Source organism: Halochromatium glycolicum, from assembly GCF_016584085.1.
Classification (GTDB): Bacteria; Pseudomonadota; Gammaproteobacteria; order Chromatiales; family Chromatiaceae; genus Lamprobacter; species Lamprobacter glycolicus.
In genome coordinates this window covers 1-18,038 of sequence record NZ_NRSJ01000011.1, presented here as the reverse complement: position 1 = coordinate 18,038, position 18,038 = coordinate 1, and the positions used below count along the sequence as shown (strand labels likewise).

14 protein-coding genes are annotated in these 18,038 nt (G+C 66.6%); 3 read left to right on the top strand and 11 right to left on the bottom strand.

Translation table 11 applies throughout. From position 1 onward, the window contains the following. Positions 1-141 precede the first annotated feature (141 nt). The 11 genes from puhE to bchF all read right to left on the bottom strand — a co-directional run bounded on the left by puhE (position 142) and on the right by bchF (position 13,507). A complete protein-coding gene (puhE, locus tag CKO40_RS08010) occupies positions 142-966 on the bottom strand; it encodes a putative photosynthetic complex assembly protein PuhE (protein WP_200345686.1) in 825 nt (274 codons plus the stop codon). A gap of 15 nt (positions 967-981) precedes the next feature. After that, a complete protein-coding gene (puhC, locus tag CKO40_RS08005; RefSeq protein ID WP_200345685.1) occupies positions 982-1,485 on the bottom strand; it encodes a photosynthetic complex assembly protein PuhC in 504 nt (167 codons plus the stop codon). A 72-nt stretch (positions 1,486-1,557) separates the two neighbouring features. Further along, entirely contained in the window at positions 1,558-2,241 is a 684-nt protein-coding gene (gene puhB / locus CKO40_RS08000) for a photosynthetic complex putative assembly protein PuhB (protein ID WP_200345684.1), read from the bottom strand. Continuing rightward, complete coding sequence (puhA, locus tag CKO40_RS07995; RefSeq protein ID WP_200345683.1) at positions 2,238-3,011, bottom strand: photosynthetic reaction center subunit H; 774 nt, start codon at positions 3,009-3,011, stop codon at positions 2,238-2,240. The genes puhB and puhA overlap by 4 nt, the downstream gene beginning before the upstream one ends. Before the next feature lie 25 nt (positions 3,012-3,036). Continuing rightward, positions 3,037-4,509: a BCD family MFS transporter gene (locus CKO40_RS07990; protein WP_200345682.1), complete on the bottom strand. Its 1,473-nt coding sequence runs from the start codon at positions 4,507-4,509 to the stop codon at positions 3,037-3,039. Between the two features lie 2 nt (positions 4,510-4,511). Then, positions 4,512-5,222, bottom strand: a complete 711-nt coding sequence (gene bchM / locus CKO40_RS07985) for a magnesium protoporphyrin IX methyltransferase (RefSeq protein WP_200345681.1) — start codon at positions 5,220-5,222, stop codon at positions 4,512-4,514. A gap of 21 nt (positions 5,223-5,243) precedes the next feature. Further along, complete coding sequence (gene bchL, locus CKO40_RS07980) at positions 5,244-6,080, bottom strand: ferredoxin:protochlorophyllide reductase (ATP-dependent) iron-sulfur ATP-binding protein (RefSeq protein WP_338074150.1); 837 nt, start codon at positions 6,078-6,080, stop codon at positions 5,244-5,246. Between the two features lie 185 nt (positions 6,081-6,265). Then, the gene (locus CKO40_RS07975; RefSeq protein ID WP_200345680.1) at positions 6,266-10,090 is read right to left on the bottom strand and encodes a magnesium chelatase subunit H; all 3,825 of its coding nucleotides are present in this window, start codon (positions 10,088-10,090) and stop codon (positions 6,266-6,268) included. After that, positions 10,065-11,660, bottom strand: a complete 1,596-nt coding sequence (bchB, locus tag CKO40_RS07970) for a ferredoxin:protochlorophyllide reductase (ATP-dependent) subunit B (protein ID WP_200345679.1) — start codon at positions 11,658-11,660, stop codon at positions 10,065-10,067. Before bchB ends, CKO40_RS07975 begins: the two co-directional genes overlap by 26 nt. 21 nt (positions 11,661-11,681) lie before the next feature. After that, entirely contained in the window at positions 11,682-12,989 is a 1,308-nt protein-coding gene (locus tag CKO40_RS07965; protein ID WP_200345678.1) for a ferredoxin:protochlorophyllide reductase (ATP-dependent) subunit N, read from the bottom strand. Further along, complete coding sequence (gene bchF, locus CKO40_RS07960; RefSeq protein WP_200345677.1) at positions 12,986-13,507, bottom strand: 2-vinyl bacteriochlorophyllide hydratase; 522 nt, start codon at positions 13,505-13,507, stop codon at positions 12,986-12,988. The genes CKO40_RS07965 and bchF overlap by 4 nt, the downstream gene beginning before the upstream one ends. A 470-nt stretch (positions 13,508-13,977) precedes the next feature. Between bchF and ppsR the strand changes: the two genes are divergently transcribed. From ppsR to CKO40_RS07945, 3 genes are all read left to right on the top strand, one after another. Then, complete coding sequence (gene ppsR, locus CKO40_RS07955) at positions 13,978-15,432, top strand: transcriptional regulator PpsR (protein WP_338074145.1); 1,455 nt, start codon at positions 13,978-13,980, stop codon at positions 15,430-15,432. Between the two features lie 245 nt (positions 15,433-15,677). Next, the gene (chlG, locus tag CKO40_RS07950; protein ID WP_200345675.1) at positions 15,678-16,598 is read left to right on the top strand and encodes a chlorophyll synthase ChlG; all 921 of its coding nucleotides are present in this window, start codon (positions 15,678-15,680) and stop codon (positions 16,596-16,598) included. Positions 16,599-16,704: 106 nt separating this feature from the next. Further along, complete coding sequence (locus CKO40_RS07945; RefSeq protein WP_200345674.1) at positions 16,705-17,943, top strand: geranylgeranyl diphosphate reductase; 1,239 nt, start codon at positions 16,705-16,707, stop codon at positions 17,941-17,943. Positions 17,944-18,038: the final 95 nt, after the last annotated feature.

The window sequence follows — 18,038 nt, the reverse complement described above, 5'->3', positions numbered from 1 at the left end:
GGTCAGGCAACGTCGCTTGCCGCTTGGTCATCCGGTCTGGTTCTTCTAATCCCCGGCCGGTCAATGGCGGGGCGGCGGCATCAGGTGTGACTCCGTGCGCATTACGTTAGTGAACCGAAAGCCTCTCGGCGTTGACGCATATCAACGCGCACCGTCATCAACCTGTTCCTTATAGACCGATTCGGCTCCCGCCGCCCCGTTTTTGCGGTCGCCCGAGGTGGTCACCCATCGCCAGAGCGCGCCATCAGCGAGCGGCAGCACAAGAAACCAGTGTTCGAGAATCGCCAATGCCAACAGCGTCGCGGCCAAGATCAGCGCGACCCCGGCAAAACCGCTCGGCGGCAGGTCGAGCGCGGCCTCGACCAACAATGACATGACTACCGTCGCGACGCTGACCGATATCGGGAACAGCAGGTTCATCGGCCGCTTGCGCAGGTAGGTCGTGATATAGCGAACATGCTCGGGGAGCCAGTCCTCGTTGAGATTCGGCACACCGAGGAAAAGGTTCAGCTTCGCGCTCCAGCGCATCAGCCAGAGGATCACGAAGGTCCAGGTGCCAAGCTGATTCTCCGCCCCCCAGGTCACAGCAACGAGCACCGCCGCGATCAGCAGCAGCAATAGCTCATGATGGATACTGGTACCCAGTGCGAGACGAAAACGCCGCCAGCCCGCGCAGCCCGGCGGACAGGCCTCTTTATGCGGCCCGGTCACCGCACCCATGAAGTAGACCATCTCGAGCCAGCCCCAGACCAGCACGCCTGAGGTGAAGCCGAGATAGGCGCCCCAGAGACCGTGCCAGTCGCGGACCAGATAGACAACGCCGATCAACGCGATCATCAGCGCCGTCGCAGCGATCAGGCTGGTCCTGTAGGTCCGCGCCGGAAGGCCGTTGAGGTAGAGGATGACGCCAGTGCTGAACCACCACAGGAACAACGCATAGCCAACCGCCAGAGCGTAGCTCGACATGCGCAGCGGTCGAACTCAGTTGCCGGCGTCCGCGGCGGCGATCTCGGCAAGCGGCTTCGGCTCGGTGCGCAGCATCGGCACAAAGGCCGCGAGATTGGTCGGACCGAATGCGCGCAGATCGATCTCGGTGCCGACCTGCGGGTCCCGAAACACGAGCCGGCCGTCCTCCAGCAGCGCGAGCTGATAGGGTGCATCGAGCGGAATATCCCGTATGTTCCGATCCCGTTCCATCCCCCGCATCACCCCCATCGCAAAGCCGTCGACACCGGAGCGCAGAAGCGCGACAACCGCGTTGCGATCAGCCCCCTGAGGCCCTGGCAAGGCGACCAGGGTCACACCGTCCCCGATATCCTCGAAGACCAGCTCGCGCGCCTCCTTCACCGGCGCAAGCGGCATCTCGACGCCGCCGACGCCGGTTAACCGAACCATCGCCGCGGCAGCGATCACGAACGCGATCAGCAGCGCAGCGCCGATCAGAACGCCGCGCGGAAATGGGCGGCCCTCGAACGGGTCACTCATAGGACTCTATTCCTCGACGCTGGGGACAACTAGCGGGCTAATGGGGTTGAGGGAGCCGAACAGGGCGATGTCCTATCGACCACCGGCCTTCGCAGCGGCCGTTTCCAGCTTGCCCGTATCGGTTGACCCGCTGGACCGAGGAACGGCCGCCTCATCGGCCTCCGTATCGGTGTCGGCGGTTGCGCTGTGCAACGCCTCGGCCAGGATCTCGGCGACGTTCTTCGCATCAGGGATCGCACGCAACATCGGCTGCGCGTTGCTGAACCGCCATGGCCGAACGTTTGGCCACATGATCAGATAGCTGACCTTCTGGCCTGAGCCCAACACCAACGGGATGTCGCCGGAGCCGTCCGGATAGGTTCGGAGCCCCGCGCTCTCGACGATCTTGAACGGGATGTTGACCGCCATCGGCAACGCGACACCAAAACGGATCACCAGGCGCCGATCCGTAATGCTGTAGACGGTCGAGCGGCTGTACAGCCAGGCAAGCAGTACCAAGATCCCGACCGCGAGACCACCGAGCAGGAACAGCCAGAACGCCGCCAGCACCGCCTCTTTCAGACCTGCTCCCCCACCCAGCAGCAGATAAGCGAACTGGATCAGGATCAGCAGACCGAAGTAAAACGCGACGGTACGGGCATGAAAGGCGCGCCTGGCCAGGACGCGCCAATGCGGCGCGCCCTGCCAGCGGAGCGCCTCCCCTGGGGGGAGGTTCTCCGGCAAGCCGTGAACCGGCTCGAAGGCGAATTCACTCACAGAAACGGCTCCGCACGCTCTGGAGTGGCATACAGGGTTCCGCCGCCATAATAGGCGGTGACCATGTCTTCTTCACGCATCGTGATCTGGTCATAGCTCTTCAGGGTCGGCGCATCAGCAAACTGCGCACCGGTGATGCTGGCGACATCGACATAACCCTTCTTGCCCTTGACCACGCACATCGTGATCGGCAGCAGCACGCGCTTGCCGCCCTTGGCCTCGAGCTCCAGATAACGAACCTGTGGTTCGGATTGGTCGACCCAGATCTCCTTGACGGTCCCGCCCTGCTCGCCGTCACAGCCGAGCACCGGCATGCCGCGCGGATCGGGGTCCTTACCGACGACCTCGAAGTGCTTCGCGACCCGCATCGGCGCGATCTTCGGCTTGCCGTCGACGGTCAGATCAGGCTCTTCCAGACGCATCGCGTAGGAGCCAGGCCCGACATTGGCCTTCATCGGATCGCCAGTCGGAGCCAGCGGCGCGCCCGGGAACGGCGCGATGGGCGCGGCGTTGATCTTATATTGCGGCTGGTCCGGACCGGGCTTCACGACCTCGGTGCCGGTGTGCGGCATCTTGAACGTCTTCGGCTTCGGCATCGGCGGGAAGCCTTGCATCATCTTGGTGGTACGCAGCCGCTGCGACTCGACTGGATAACCTTCACGTTTGTCCTCGCGGCGAATCCAGAAGACGAGCCCGAAGAAGAAGAACCAGAACGCATAAAGCGTGAGCTGAGCAACGTCGATGTAGTTGGTAATGGCGCCGGTGGGCATCGGATGACCTCCGTTGGCAGAGTGACTAAGGAAGTTCGGTCAGCCCGAACTTCGAGGAAGACCGCGCAGCGTGACCGCCCTTCAAGGCAAGCGGTCCGATAGCGATCAGGGTGGCGAAGAGCAGCAGGATCTCCAGGTTGTAGACAAAAGCATAGCCGACAGCCGGGCCGGTCAGGCCCGGGCCGAGGGCTCCCGTGGAGGAGATGGACGTCACGACATCGCGGATCGTGCCGCCGAGGAACATGGCCAGACCATAGGCCGTTGCCTGAACCGCACCCCAGGCACCGAGGGCCAGTCCGCTGCCCTCGACGTCGGCGAGATTCATCGCGGCGGTCAGGGTGCCGACCGCGAACAATCCGCCGCCGAAGCCGATCAAGAGCGCACCGAAGCGGAACAGCAACGGCGAGCCGAGCGGATCGGCCGCGATCACGGCGACGAAGGCGAGGATGCCGACGAGGGCGCCGGCGACCGAGATGCGATAGAAGTCCACCGCGCGGCCCAGTAGATAGGCCGAGAGGCCGAACGCAGCGAGCGTGCCGAAGGCCCAGATCGCCGTCAGTCGGGTGGTCTGCGAGACCGTCAGATCGAGTACCTGTCCGCCATAGGGCTCGAGCAGGATGTCCTGCATCTGGAACCCGGCAGTACCGAGCCCGAGCGCGACCAGCAGACGCGCGGCATCGCCGGCGCGGATGAAGCGCGCCCAGTTCTCGCTGAATTTCGGGCGTTCCTTGTGCGCAGCGCGGTCGGCCTTGATCTGCTGAGCACGCTCGCGGTTGACCGATTCCTGCTTCCAGAGCGCGACCATATTCAGGAAGATCGCGACCAAGGCCGCCCCCTGCAGCACCCCGATCAGGCGCCCATTCGCCTGGCCGGGCGTCATCTCGTTGAAGCCGGTCAGCAAGGCGCCGAAGGCCAGCGAGGCCAGCAGCATGCTCAGATGCAGCACCACGAACAGCAAGGCGATGACGCGCGGGCGCTTGTCCTCGACCGAGAGGTCGGTCGCCAGCGCCAGGCCCGCAGTCTGCGTCGTATGCAGCCCGGCGCCCGCGATCAGGAAGGCGAGGCCGGCGGCGAGCCAGGTGACGAAGGTCGGCACATTGCCGCCTTCGGCCATCAGCAGCAGCGCGAACGGCATGATCGCCAGACCACCGAACTGCATCAGGGTCCCGAACCAGATGAAGGGCACCCGGCGCCAGCCGAAGGCCGATTCGTGGACATCGGATTTGAAGCCGATCAGCGCCCGGAATGGCGCGACCAAGACCGGCAGCGCGACCATCAGCCCGATCAGCCAGGGCGGCACGCCCTTCTCGACCACCATCACGCGATTCAGCGTGCCGTAGAGCAGCACCATCATCATCCCGACCGAGGCCTGGAACAGCGACAGGCGCAGCAGCCGGCCGATCGGCAGCTCCTTGGTCGCCGCATCCGCGAACGGCAGGAACTTCGGCAGGACCTCGTTGTAGAAGAGACGCTTCAATTCGTCCATCGAGGCGGACATGACTAATCGACCTCCTGACTGCGGCGCAGCTCGAGCGCCTGAGAGGTATAGAAGCCTTTTGCGATCCGCTCGGTGCGGCCGATCATCCAGCCGTTGAAGCGCGGTGCATCCGCGATGCGCTGCTGCATGGTCGACTCGGCAATCGGGACGATCGCCGGCGAGCGATCGCTGCGTGGGAACCATTGCCCAACCGCGTGCATCAGCGCCAGCGCGGGGGTGCGCGGCGCAAAGGTGAAGACGATCGAGTCGCGCGCCCGTTCGGTGAAGCCGGCGATCACATCCAACGCATCGTCGGGCTCGTAATGGATGATGCTGTCCATCGCGACCACATGGTCGAACGCGCCCTGCTCCGGTGCCAACATATCGCCGACCGCGAGCTCGATCCGTCCCGGCAGGTCGCTCGGTAGATGCTCGCGCGCATGCGCGATCAGCGTCGGCGACAGGTCGACCGCATAGACCTCGGCGCCACGTCGCGCAGCTTCCACAGCGAGCAGCCCGGTCCCGCAGCCGGCATCGAGCAGCCGCTTGCCGGTGAGATCGGCCGGCAGCCAGCTCAGCAGGGTCGCCCGCATCCGGTCACGGCCGGCGCGCACGGTCGCGCGGATGCCGCTGACCTTGGCATCGGAGGTGAGCCGCTTCCAGGCCTCGGCCGCGGTGCGGTCGAAGTAGGATTCGACCTCATTGCGACGTTCTTGGTATGAAGGATTGGCCATCGTTGTCACTTGCGAGCGCGCTCAGTCGAAGCCCAGGAAGTCGAACAGGTCGCGATCGCGCATCGGCTGCACCGCGAGCGGATCGGCGCCGGCGAGCAGCGCCTCGGCGAGCTGCAGGTACTGACTCTGCGCATGCTCGACCTCGGGCGAGGGCTCCATCTCGAACAGGGTCGCCTTGCGCAGCCTTGAGCGGCGGATCACATCGAGCGCCGGCAGATGGGCCATGGTCTTGAGGCCGGTCGCGGCATTGAAGCGATCGATCTGGTCGGTCTCGTTGCTGCGGTTGGCGATCACGCCGCCGATGCGCACCTTGTAGTTCTTGGCCTTGGCCAGGATCGCGGTCGAGATCCGGTTCATCGCGAAGATCGAGTCGAAGTCGTTCGCGGTGACGATCAGCGCCCGGTCGGCATGCTGCAACGGCGCCGCGAAGCCGCCGCAGACGACATCGCCGAGCACATCGAAGACGACGATATCGGTGTCGTCGAGCAGGTGATGCTGCTTGAGCAGCTTCACGGTCTGGCCGACGACGTAGCCGCCACAGCCGGTGCCCGCCGGCGGACCACCGGCCTCGACGCACATCACGCCGTTATAGCCCTCGTAGACGAAGTCGTCGAGGCGCAGCTCTTCCGGGTGGAAGTTGACCGACTCGAGCACGTCGATCACGGTCGGCACCAGGCACTTGGTCAGGGTGAAGGTGCTGTCGTGCTTCGGATCGCAGCCGATCTGCACGACCCGCTTGCCGAGCTTCGAGAACGCGACCGACAGGTTCGAGCTGGTCGTGCTCTTGCCGATACCGCCCTTGCCGTAGATCGCGAACACCTGCGCCTTGCCGATGCGCTCGCTCGGGTCCAGCTGCACCTGGACACTGCCCTCGCCGTCGAGGCGTGGATCGGCAGACCGCGGCGCGCCGCGCTGCGGATCACCGCAATCGGGGGCATCGCACTGCTCTGAGGCAGAACCCGCGGCCGGCTTCGACCCAGGCACGGCCGTCGGCCTCTCGGGCTTGCCGCCGCCGAAGATGGTGGTCGGGAGATCGTCGAGGGTCACGCCGCCACCCCTTCAGTGATGCCCTCGAGTCGGTCCTCGAGCTCTTCGCCGGCCTGCCGCAGGGCCTCGAGGGTCTCGGCGTCCGGCTCCCAATAGTTGCGCTCATGGGCCTCGATCAGCCGCTGCGCGACCTTCGCCGACGCGGTCGGATTCAGCGCCGCGAGGCGCTCGCGCATCTCCTCATCGAGCACGAAGGTCTCGGTCATGCGCTGATAGACCCAGGGCGCGACCTGGCCGGTGGTCGCCGACCAGCCCATGGTGTTGGTCACATGGACCTCGATCTGGCGCACGCCCTCGTAGCCGTGCTCGAGCATGCCCTCGTACCACTTCGGATTGAGCATCCGGGTGCGGGTCTCGAGCGCGACCTGCTCGGCGAGGGTGCGGACCTTGCCGTCGCCGCGGGTCTGGTCGCCGATATAGACCGGCACGTCGCCGCCCTTGGAGCGGCTGACCGCGCGGCTGATACCGCCGAGGGTGTCGAAGTAATGATCGACCGTGGTCACCCCGAGCTCGACCGAGTCCAGGTTCTGGTAGGCGAGCTGCACATCGCTGAGCACGCTCTTTAACAGCTCCGCCTGGCGCACCGGCGCACCGGCGCGGCCGTAGGCGAAGCACTTGCGGCGGGTGTAGGTCTCAGCCAGCTCGTCCTCCTCGTCCCAGCCGCTGTTGTCGATCAGATGGTTGACGTTGGAACCGTAGGCGCCGTCGGCGTTGCTGAACACGCGCAATGCCGCGGTCTCGAGGTCGCACTCATGCGTCTGCTGATAGGCCAGCGCATGCTTGCGCACGAAGTTCTGCTCCAGCGGCTCGTCGGCCGCCGCGGCCAGATAGGACGCCTCAGCCAAGAGTTTAGTCTGGATCGGCAAAAGGTCACGGAAGATCCCGGACAGTGTCATCACGACATCGACACGCGGCCGGCCCAGGGTCTCGAGCGGGATTAGCTGCGCGCCGCAGACACGGCCATAGCTGTCGAGGCGCGGCTTGGCGCCGATCAGCCACAGCGCCTGGGCGATCGGGCCGCCCTCGGTCTTGAGGTTGTCGGTGCCCCAGAGCACCAGCGCAACCGTCTCCGGGAGCCCATTCCCGTCCGCGACATAGCGGTCGAGCAGCTGCTGCGCATGGCGCACGCCCTCATGCACTGCGAACGGGCTCGGGATGCGGAACGGATCAAAGCCGTGCAGGTTGCGCCCGGTCGGCAGGATCTCGGGGGTGCGCAAGAGATCGCCGCCCGGCGCCGGGCGCACGAAGCGGCCCTCGAGCGCCCGCAGGATCGCCGGGATCTCGTGATCCTCGGTCAGCAGCTTGTCGTAGCTGGCCAGATCCTCCATCAGTTTCAGGCTGGCGTCATCGACCTCCATGCCGGCCTTCTGCAACGCTAGCGCCGGTGCCCCGCCCTCGACCAGGGCCTCGATCGCCTCGCGCTTGAGGTCGACCGGATTCTCCGGGTCGATGCGCGCCTCGGCGACCGCCATCAGCATATCGACCCGCTCGGTCGGGTTCGGCGGCTCGCCGACGACGTGCAGGCCGTGCGGGATCAGGGTGTACTCGAGCTCGAGCAGCTCTTCGCCGAGCTGCTGGATGCGCTCGCGGTAGCTGCCGTCCCATTCCGGCTCCTCCTCAGAGGCGAGCGGCGCCAGATCGAGCTCAGCGGCCTGCGCCTGGATCAATGACGCCAGCTCGTTGCGCTCGTCTTCGGGGGCATCCGGGGCCATCGTGCGCCAGCGCTCGATCGAGCCCTTCAGATCGACCAGGCCGCGATAGAGCCCGGCGTTGGCGATCGGCGGCGTCAGGTAGCTGACCAGGGTCGCGGCCGCGCGGCGCTTGGCGATGGTGCCCTCGGATGGGTTGTTCGACGCATAGAGGTAGAGGTTTGGCAGATCACCGATCAGCCGGTCGGGCCAGCAGGCGCCGGACATCCCGGCCTGCTTGCCGGGCATGAACTCGAGCGCACCATGGGTGCCGAAGTGCAGCACCGCGTTGGCGCCGAAGTCCTCGCGCAGGAAGCGGTAGAAGGCGCTGAAGGCGTGGGTCGGGGTGAAGCCCTTGTCGAACAGCAGCCGCATCGGGTCGCCTTCATAGCCGAAGCTGGGCTGAACGCCGACGAAGACGTTGCCGAACTGCTCGCCGAGCACGAACAGCGAGGCGCCGTCGCTCTGCTGCTTGCCCGGCGCCGGCCCCCACTGGCCCTCGATCTCGGTCAGATAGGGCTCGCGGCGGACATGGTCGTCGCTCGGGATGCGGGTGAAGACATTGGCATGGGCGCCGTATTGGGCGGCATTGCCGTTGATGATGCGCTCGCGCAGCTCATCGACGCTGGCCGGGACCTCGACCTGATAGCCCTCCTTTTTCAGCCCTTGCAGGGTCCGGTACAGCGACTCGAACACCGACAGATAGGCCGCGGTGCCGGTGTTGCCGGCATTGGGCGGGAAGTTGAACAGCACGACGCCGATCTTGCGCTCGTCCTTCGAGGTCTGGCGCAGCCGGATCAGACGCTCGACGCGCGCGGCGAGCGTGCTCGCGCGTTCCGGGTGCGGCTGCATGTCGCGGGTGCGATCGTCGCCGGCCGCGGCCGAGCGGCCGCCGAACACGATCGGCCCGGTCGAGCCGTCGAGCTCGGGGATCGCGACCATCATCGTCGCCTCGACCGGCATCAGCCCGCGCTCGGAGGCCTGCCATTGCTCCAGGGTCTGGAACTCGACCGGGTGCGCGGCCAGGTAGGGCACATCGAGCCGCGCCAGCACGTCCTGGGCGGCGGCGGCATCGTTGTAGGCCGGGCCGCCGACCAGCGAGAATCCGGTCAGCGAGACCACGGCGTCGACGAGGCACTGGTCGTTCTTGAAGAAGAACTTATCGACCGCCGGGCGGGCGTCGAGGCCGCTGGCGAAGGCCGGGATCACGCGCAGCCCGCGCGCCTCGAGCGCCTTGATCACGCCGTCGTAATGACCGGTGTTACCGGCCAGCACATAGGAACGCATCACCAACAGCCCGACCGTTGCGGTCGCACCCTTCTTCGCCGGCAGCTTGCTCGGCTGATCGGTGATGCGGCCCTTCATGCGCGGATGGAAGACGCCGACCTCGGGATACTCGACCGGCGCCGCAGCCTTGAGCTTGCCGCGCAGCCCCTCGCGCGGACCGGCCGCGTAGCGGTCGATCAGCAGCCGCACCATGTTGGCGACGTTCTCGTCCGAGCCCGCCAGCCAGTACTGCAGCAGCAGGAAGTAGGCGCGCACGTCCTGCGCGGTGCCGGGTATGAAGCGCAGGATCTTCGGGATGCGCCGCAGCATCGCCATCTGCCGGGCGCCGTCGCTGGCGTCCTTGCTCTGCGTCTCGCGGTCGCGATTGCCGCGCAACTTCTTCAGGATCGCCATCGGCCCGCTCTGCGAGCCGTCCATCGTAAACTTGCCGAGCCGGGTCAGGCGCATGATCTCACCGGCGGACATGCAGCCGACCATCGCGTCGCAGTGGTCACGGCGCGCCTGCAACGCGGGCAGCACGGCCTTGATGTGATCGTCCATGAACAGCATCGTGGTCACCACGATGTCGGCCTTGGCGATGTCGGCGCGGCAGCGCTGAAGCTTGCACTCGCCGTTGGCCTCACAGCGTCCACAGAGATCGGCCTCGCGCGCGACGCCGCCGCAGCGCTCGAGGCCGTCCTTGTTGTCATCCCATTCCGCTGCCGCGTGCAGGGACAGGTTGAGACCCGGCAACTGCTGTCTCAACGCCGGGCGGGCGCGTTCGACAGCGCCAGCCAGGTGGCTGTCGAGGGTGACAATGACGACATTGATCGGGGTCGGGTCAACGACCGAAGTGGGCTTTGGCATCGTAGAGTGTCTCGACCGTTATTCTGGCGACGCCGCGCTCGGCGGCGAAGCGTTCTGTGTTGCGACGGGCCTTCCCACGAACGAAGAACGGGATCTTCTTCAGCTCTTGCTCGGCCTCCGGCTCCCAGACGAATACGTCATCAGCCCCTATGCTGTCGTCAGTCGTCGCAGGCGCGGTATCCGCTGTCGCGGACGCCGCCGCTGGCGCGTCCGTCTGCGCCGCGGATCGATTACCGGAACCGAGGTGGGAGGCGACCGCCTCGTCATGAAACTCCTCGTCTTCGCGAAACATCGTGATCAGATGCTCCTCGAGGCCCATCATCAACGGATGAACCCAGGTGTCGAAGATCACGTTGGCGCCCTCGAAGCCCATCTGCGGGGCATAGCGGGCGGGAAAATCCTGGACATGGACCGGCGCCGAGATCACCGCGCAGGGGATACCGGCGCGCTTGGCGATGTGGCGCTCCATCTGGGTGCCGAGCACCAGCTCCGGCGCCAGCTCGAGCACCCGCGCCTCAACCTCCAGATAATCGTCGGTGATCAGCGCCTCGATGCCGTAGCGCTCGGCCGCGGCGCGCAGCTCGCGCGCGAATTCACGGCTGTAGCTGCCGAGCCCGACGACCTCGAAGCCGAGCTCCTCGCTGGCGATCCGGGCCGCCGCGATCGCATGGGTGGCATCCCCGAAGATGAACACCCGCTTGCCGGTCAGGTAGGTCGAATCGACCGAGCGCGAGAACCAGGGCAGCCGGGTGCGCGCGGCGGCGATCGCCGGAGCGGTATCGATCCCGGCGACCTGCCCGACCTCGGTCAGGAAATCACGGGTTGCGCCGACACCGATCGGCACCGTCTTGACCCAGGGCTGCTTGAACATCCGCTCGAGCCAAACGCAGGTGCTATGGGCGATCTCGGGGTAGAGACAGACGTTGAAGTCGGCGTCCGGGATGCGGCGCAGATCATCCGGGGTGGCACCGGCCGGCGCACTGAGGTTGACATCGACCCCGGCACTGTCGAGCAGCCGGGTCACCTCGGCGATATCGTCGCGGCAGCGGAAGCCGAGCGCGGTCGCGCCGAGCAGGTTGGCGCGCGGCCGGCGTCCTTCGGCGGCCGGATTGCGCGCGCGCGGCGCGCTCCCGCGCAGCAGACTGCGAACCAGCTGATGGAAGGTCTCGCTCGCGCCCCAGCTCTCCTTGCGGGTGAAGGCCGGCAGTTCGAGTGGCACCACCGGGCAGTCGAGGCCCATGCCCTCGGCGAGCGCGGCCGGCTGATCCTGCAACAGCTCGCCGGTACAGGCCTCGCCGACCAGCAGGGCCCGAGGCTGGAACCGATCGACGGTCTCGCGCAGGGTCTTGCGCACCAGCTCGGCCGTGTCGGCGCCCAGGTCGCGCGCCTGGAAGCTGGTGTAGGTCACCGGCGGCCGCTTGGCGCTGCGCGCGATCATTGTGAACAGCAGATCGGCGTAGCTGTCGCCCTGGGGCGCATGCAGCACGCAATGGACGTCCTGCATCGAGGCGGCGATGCGGATGGCGCCCATGTGCGGCGGGCCTTCGTATGTCCAGACGGTCAGTTGCATACGCTCAGCAAGGGCAGACGGTTAGAGCGCAAGGCGCTGACGGCGGTTGAGCGGTCGGACGAACAGCTCGGCCAGGTCGGCCGCCTGGTCGAAGCCGTGCACCGGGGAGAAGACCAGCTCGATCGACCATTTGGTCGTCAGCCCTTCGGCCTCGAGCGGATTGGCCAGCCCCAGACCACAGACCGTGAGATCGGGCCGGTCCGCGCGCAGCCGATCGAGCTGCCGCTCGAGGTCCTGGCCCTCGGTCAATCGGACGTCCGCGGGCAGCAGCTCGAGTTCGGGGGCGAGCATACGCCGATCGAGATACGGCACCCCGATCTCGGTCAACTCCATCCCACATTCGCGCTGCAGGAAGCGGCCGAGCGGGATCTCGAGCTGGGAGTCGGGCAGGAAGCTGATACGTTTGCCGGCCAATTCGTCGCGATAGCGCGCGAGACCGCGCTCGGCGCGGGCAGCCGCGGGGGCAATGGCTTCCTCGATACGGTCCGCCGGGATATCGAATGCCGCTCCGGCGGCATGGAACCAGGCGCGGGTGCCCTCGACCCCGAACGGATAAGGGGCCTCGATCAGGGACGCGCCACGGTCGACCAACGCCGCCGCGGTCTCGCCGACGAACGGCTGCGCGGCGAGCAGCCGGGTTCCGGGCCCCACCGCTGGCAGCTCGCTGGCGCGCCGGGGCGGCAGGAACGCGAGCGACGGGATACCCATTGCATCGAACAGACGGCGGAACTGATCCTCGACCACGTCCGGCAGGGTGCCGAGCACGAGCAGCGCGTGGGCGCCATCGTGACGCCCCGGCATCTCGGGCACCAGTGCACTGAGGCAGGTGTCCTCGCCCTGGGTAAAGGTGGTGTCGAGCCCGCTGCCGCTATAGGCGAGCACGCGCACCCGCCCTTGCTGGGCACGCGCAAGACGCTGCGCGGCGTTCTCGAGATCGAGCTTGATCACCTCGGACGGGCAGGAGCCGACCAGGAATAGGGTGCCGATATCCGGACGGCGCGCCAGCAGCTCGGTGACGACCCGGTCGAGCTCCTCGTTGCAATCGGCCAGGCCGGCCAGGTCACGGTCGCCCAGGATCGCGGTCGCGAAACGTGGCTCGGCGAAGATCATCACACCGGCGGCCGACTGCAGCAGATGGGCGCAGGTGCGTGAGCCGATGACCAAGAAGAAGGCATCCTGGATCTTCCGATGCAGCCAGACGATGCCGGCGAGCCCGCAGAAGGCCTGGCGCTGCCCTTGCTCGCGGTGCACCTCGATGGACGCGGCACAGCCTTGGCCATCCAGGGCTGCGGACTCGCTGGTGCGCACCGCTGCGCTGACGTCAGTCATTTCGAGACACCCACCGAGGCCGTCTCAGCGGCCGCGGCACGCTCCGCCGACAGCCGTGCAGCGCGCAGCTTGAGAAGAAACTGCGTGGCATTGATGACATAGGCGGCATAGGCGGCCAGCGCCAGCAGCATCTGCCCGCGCACATCCATGAAACCGCCGAACAGCACGATCAGATAGGCGGTGTGCAGCGCCAGCACCAGCATGCTGAACACGTCTTCCCAGAAGAACGGCCTGGCGAAGAGGTACTTACCGAAGACGACCTTCTCCCAGATCGATCCTGTGATCATGATCAAATAGAGTATCAAGGTCTTGATCACGATCGACACCGTCGCGGCGGCCTCGCCTACGTCGGTCGCCAGATAGCGGACAACAAGCACCAGGCTGACCAGGAACACCAGAAACTGCAGCGGTGCCAGCACGCCTTGAACCAGGGTCCAAGGGGTCTGATCACGCCGAGCACGCTCTTCCGGCGTATAAAGCGGTTGATGCGAGTCATGCCTTTTCACGGGCTGACGCATTAGCCTCCTCGCACAGTGTTTGGGAATGGGCGCCGTATAAGGAATCTAGTCCGCATCCCCAAACATGTCAACTCAGCTTAACGTAAAGAATACTTGACAGATCGGCCCGCCGCGACTACCTAATAAGGGGTCACCGGCGTATGCGCCGCGCTGTCCGTGTGTTCGGTTGACCCCGCCCCGGCCGAGACGCGAGGCAGACCACAGACCGCAAGGCGCGAAGCGTCGAACGTTGCCCGCAGCGCCACGCCAGTCGTGGACCTTTTCCCATGAAAATTCAATGGGTTTTGGTCGTTGCTCTTCGGGCTCGGCGGGAGCATCCACCCCGCCGCGGTAAGGGGGAGCCGAGGTGATGACGTGAAGCGAGCCGGTGCGGACGCGACGACAGCATCCGTTGCAAGGACCCAAGTGAGCTCGGTCTGCGGGGTATGCCATGTGGACCGAACGACCAAGACGGATGGGGGCAATCAATCGTGAAGCCCTTTGACGCACCGCAAGCCGCGCTCGGAAACGTCGAGACGGATCGTGTCGCGACGCTGATCGCCGCAGCATCCGATATCGCCTTGATCCTCGATCAGCATGGGACGATACGGGATCTCGCCCTCGGCAACGATGAGCTCGGCGCCCATGTCTCGGAGGATTGGATCGGCCGCGCCTGGAGCGACACCGTCACCGCCGAGAGCCGCAGCAGGGTCGAAGCCCTGCTCGCCGATGCGCTCAACGATTCCGGCCTCCCGATCTGGCAACAGCTGGCCCATGTCTCGGCGAACGGCACCGAAGTACCAGTGCGCTATTGCGCCGCTCGTCTCGGTAACCGTGACCACCTGATCGCCGTCGGCCGCGACCTGCAAGGCTTCGCAGCGCTCCAACAACGCCTGGTCGATGCGCAACAGTCGCTCGAGCGCGACTACTGGCGGCTGCGCCAGCTCGAAACGCGTTATCGGCTCCTGTTCCGCTCGTCCTCGGACGCGGTGCTGGTGATGGACCCGGCGACCGGCAAGGTCGTCGAGGCCAACCCGGCTGCGACCGAGCTGTTATCCGCCGATCCCCGCCGGCTCGTCGGCCGTCATTTCCCGGAGGGCTTCGATGAGGCCGGGACCCGCGCCATCGAATCGCTCATCGCCGGCGTGCGTGCGGCTGGTCGCGCCAACGAGGTCCGGGCGCGTCTACGCAGCGGCGTCGAGCTCTCGGTCTCGGCGGCCCTGATCCGTCAAGAAAACACCTCGCTGGTGTTGCTGAGGCTCGCGCGCGTCGCGCAGACGACCGAGACATCGCCTGAGCGGATCGAGCAGCGCTCGGGCCTCGCGAAGATCATGGAGCGCGCTCCGGACGGGATCGTCGTGACCAGCCAGGACGGCCGTATCCAGAGCGCGAACGCCGCCTTCCTCGATCTCATCCAGATCACCAGCGAGGACCAGGTCCGAGGGGAATCCCTCGATCGTTGGCTCGGGCGCCCCGGCGTCGACCTCAATGTGCTGCTCGCCAACCTGCGCCAGCACAGCGCCGTGCGGCTCTTCGCGACCACGATCCGCAGCGATTACGGCGCCAGCAGCGAGGTCGAGATATCGGCGGTCGCGATCCAGAATGGCGAGAAACCGAGCTTCGGCTTCATCATCCGCAATGTCGACCGCCGTGTCTCGGCCGAGGGTGGCAGCGCCCAGGCACTGCCGCGCTCGGTCGAGCACCTCACCGAGCTCGTCGGCCGCGTGCCACTCAAAGAGGTGGTCCGTGAATCATCGGATATGATCGAGCGCCTCTGCATCGAGGCAGCGCTCGAGCTGACCGGCGACAACCGCGCCTCGGCAGCGGAGCTCCTCGGACTGAGCCGGCAGAGCCTCTATGTGAAGCTGCGGCGCTACGGCCTCAGTGATGCCGGCAGCGAGGGCGGCGGCGAGGGCGGCAACCCCGGCCCGACGCGCAGCGGCTGATACCCACGAGACGGGGGGACTGGTCGGTTTGACCCGGATCAGGGTTCGCGTCCACAGCAACGCCGGTACGCAGCGCTTCAGGCTAAACTTCCCGGGTTTCCAGAGCCCGCGCCCGCTCGCACCATCGGCTCGCCTGTGACCATGGCGCCGCGCGGCGGCCCCAACGGCCCCAGCGGCTCCGCGCAGGCTCGGCCACCACTCATCGAGCCAGGCCGCCCTAACCGACCGAGACACCCCTACGATCCATGACAGACACGGCCTCCCCTACCGCCGCGACGACGAACCGCCCAGAACCCTCGGCCATTCTCGAGGTCTTGCATCCGATCACCTGGTTCCCGCCAATGTGGGCGTTCGCCTGCGGTGTCGTCTCATCGGGCGCAGCGATCGTCGAGAATTGGCTGCTCCTCGTGGCCGGGGTGATCCTCGCAGGTCCCCTGCTCTGCGCGACCAGCCAGGTGGTCAATGATTGGTACGACCGTGATGTGGACGCGATCAACGAGCCGCACCGGCCAATCCCGTCCGGACGCATCCCCGGCCTCTGGGGGTTCCGGCTGTCGATCATCTGGACCCTGATGTCGCTGGTGCTGGCCTTGTTCCTCGGGCCTTGGGTGTTCGTCGCCACAGTCCTCGGGCTCGCCCTCGCCTGGGCCTACAGCGCGCCGCCGCTGCGGTTCAAGCAGAACGGCTGGCTCGGCAACGCCGCTGTCGGCTTCTCGTATGAGAGCCTGGCCTGGATCACCGGCGCCGCCGTGATGCTCGGCGGCGCCCTGCCCGACGGGCGCATCCTGCTGCTCGCCTTCCTCTATGGACTCGGCGCCCATGGCATCATGACCCTGAACGACTTCAAGGCGATCGAGGGCGATAAGCAGATGGGCGTGCGCTCATTGCCGGTGCAGCTTGGCGTGCGCGGCGCGGCCTGGGTCGCCTGCATCGTCATGATCGTGCCGCAGCTGATCGTCTCCGGCCTGTTGTTCGCCTGGGTGCAGCCCGTGCACGCCTCGGCCGTCGCTGCGCTGGCGATGGTCCAGGTCACATTGATGGTCCGCTTCCTCGAGGACCCGGTGGCCCGCGCAACCTGGTTGAGCGCGCTCGGCGTCACCGTCTATGTCAGCGGAATGATGGTCAGCGCGTTCGCGGCCCGCGCGGCGATTGCGGCCGCCGGCTGACCGTGCCTCAATCCCAGCCCGAGCACGGCGGCAAGACATGAGCCTGCGCGGTGGATAGACCCGCTTCGTCGTGCCCTACAACAGCTAGCCCCCAAAGGTGAGACAGATGGCGATCTCGGAGACCTATGACACAGTGGTCGTCGGCGGCGGCCCTGCTGGCGCCACCGCCGCGACCGATCTGGCCAAGCGCAACCGCAAGGTCCTGCTACTGGACCGCCCGGGCCGCATCAAGCCCTGTGGCGGGGCGATCCCGCCTAAGGCGATCGAAGAGTTCGAGATCCCGGACGAGCAGCTGGTCGCAAAGATCAGCTCGGCGCGGATGGTCGCCCCGAGCGATCGCCACGTCGACATGCCGATCAACGGCGGCTACGTCGGCATGGTCGACCGCGAGCCATTCGATGAATGGCTGCGCGAGCGCGCGGCCGCCGCTGGCGCCGAGCGCTGCAATGGGACCTTCACGCGCGTGCTCCGCGACAGCGATGGGACCGCCCTGGTCGAGTTCCGTCCGGCCGAGGCCGCTGATCGGAATGCGACCGAGACGGTCCGTGCACGCGCAGTGATCGGCGCCGACGGTGCGATGTCGTCGGTCGCCAAACAATGCGTGCCCGGTGCCAAGGAACTGCCGCATGTCGCCGCCTATCATGAGATCGTCCGCTCGCCGGCCCCGACCTCCGGAAAAGGTCTGCACGACTTCGACCCAGCGCGCTGCGACGTCTACTACCAGGGCAAGCTCTCGCCGGACTTTTACGCCTGGATCTTCCCGCATGGCGAGACCACCAGCATCGGCGTCGGCACAGAGCTGAAGGGCATTTCACTCCACGATGCGGTCGATCAGCTGCGCAAGGAGACCGGGCTCGACCAATGCGAGACCCTGCGCCGCGAGGGCGCCCCGATCCCTCTCCATCCGCTGAAGCAATGGGACAACGGGCGCGATGTCGTGCTGGCCGGTGACGCCGCTGGCGTGGTCGCGCCGGCCTCGGGCGAAGGCATCTACTACGCACTGGTCGGCGGCCGCCTCGCTGGCGACGCAGTCGAAGAGCTCCTGGTCACCGGGGACACCAAGGCCCTCGCCAACGCGCGTAAGCGTTTCATGAAGGCCCATGGCCGCGTGTTCTGGATACTCGGGATCATGCAGCGATTCTGGTACAAGAGCGACAAACGCCGCGAGCGCTTCGTCAGCCTCTGCGATGACCCGGACATTCAGCATCTGACCTGGGAGGCCTACATGCACAAGCGCTTGGTCAAGGCCAAGCCGGCCGCGCACCTGCGTATCTTCTTCAAAGACATGGCGCATCTACTCGGTGTCGTGTCGCCTTGGCAGAAGGCCCCGCCTCGGGCCGATTAGACCCGAGCGATCAGGACGCCCCGGCCATGTGCCGGGGCTTGCCGGGCCGTCTCCAACCGTTCCCAGCAGCCGCCCCCAGCAGCCGCCCCCCAGCA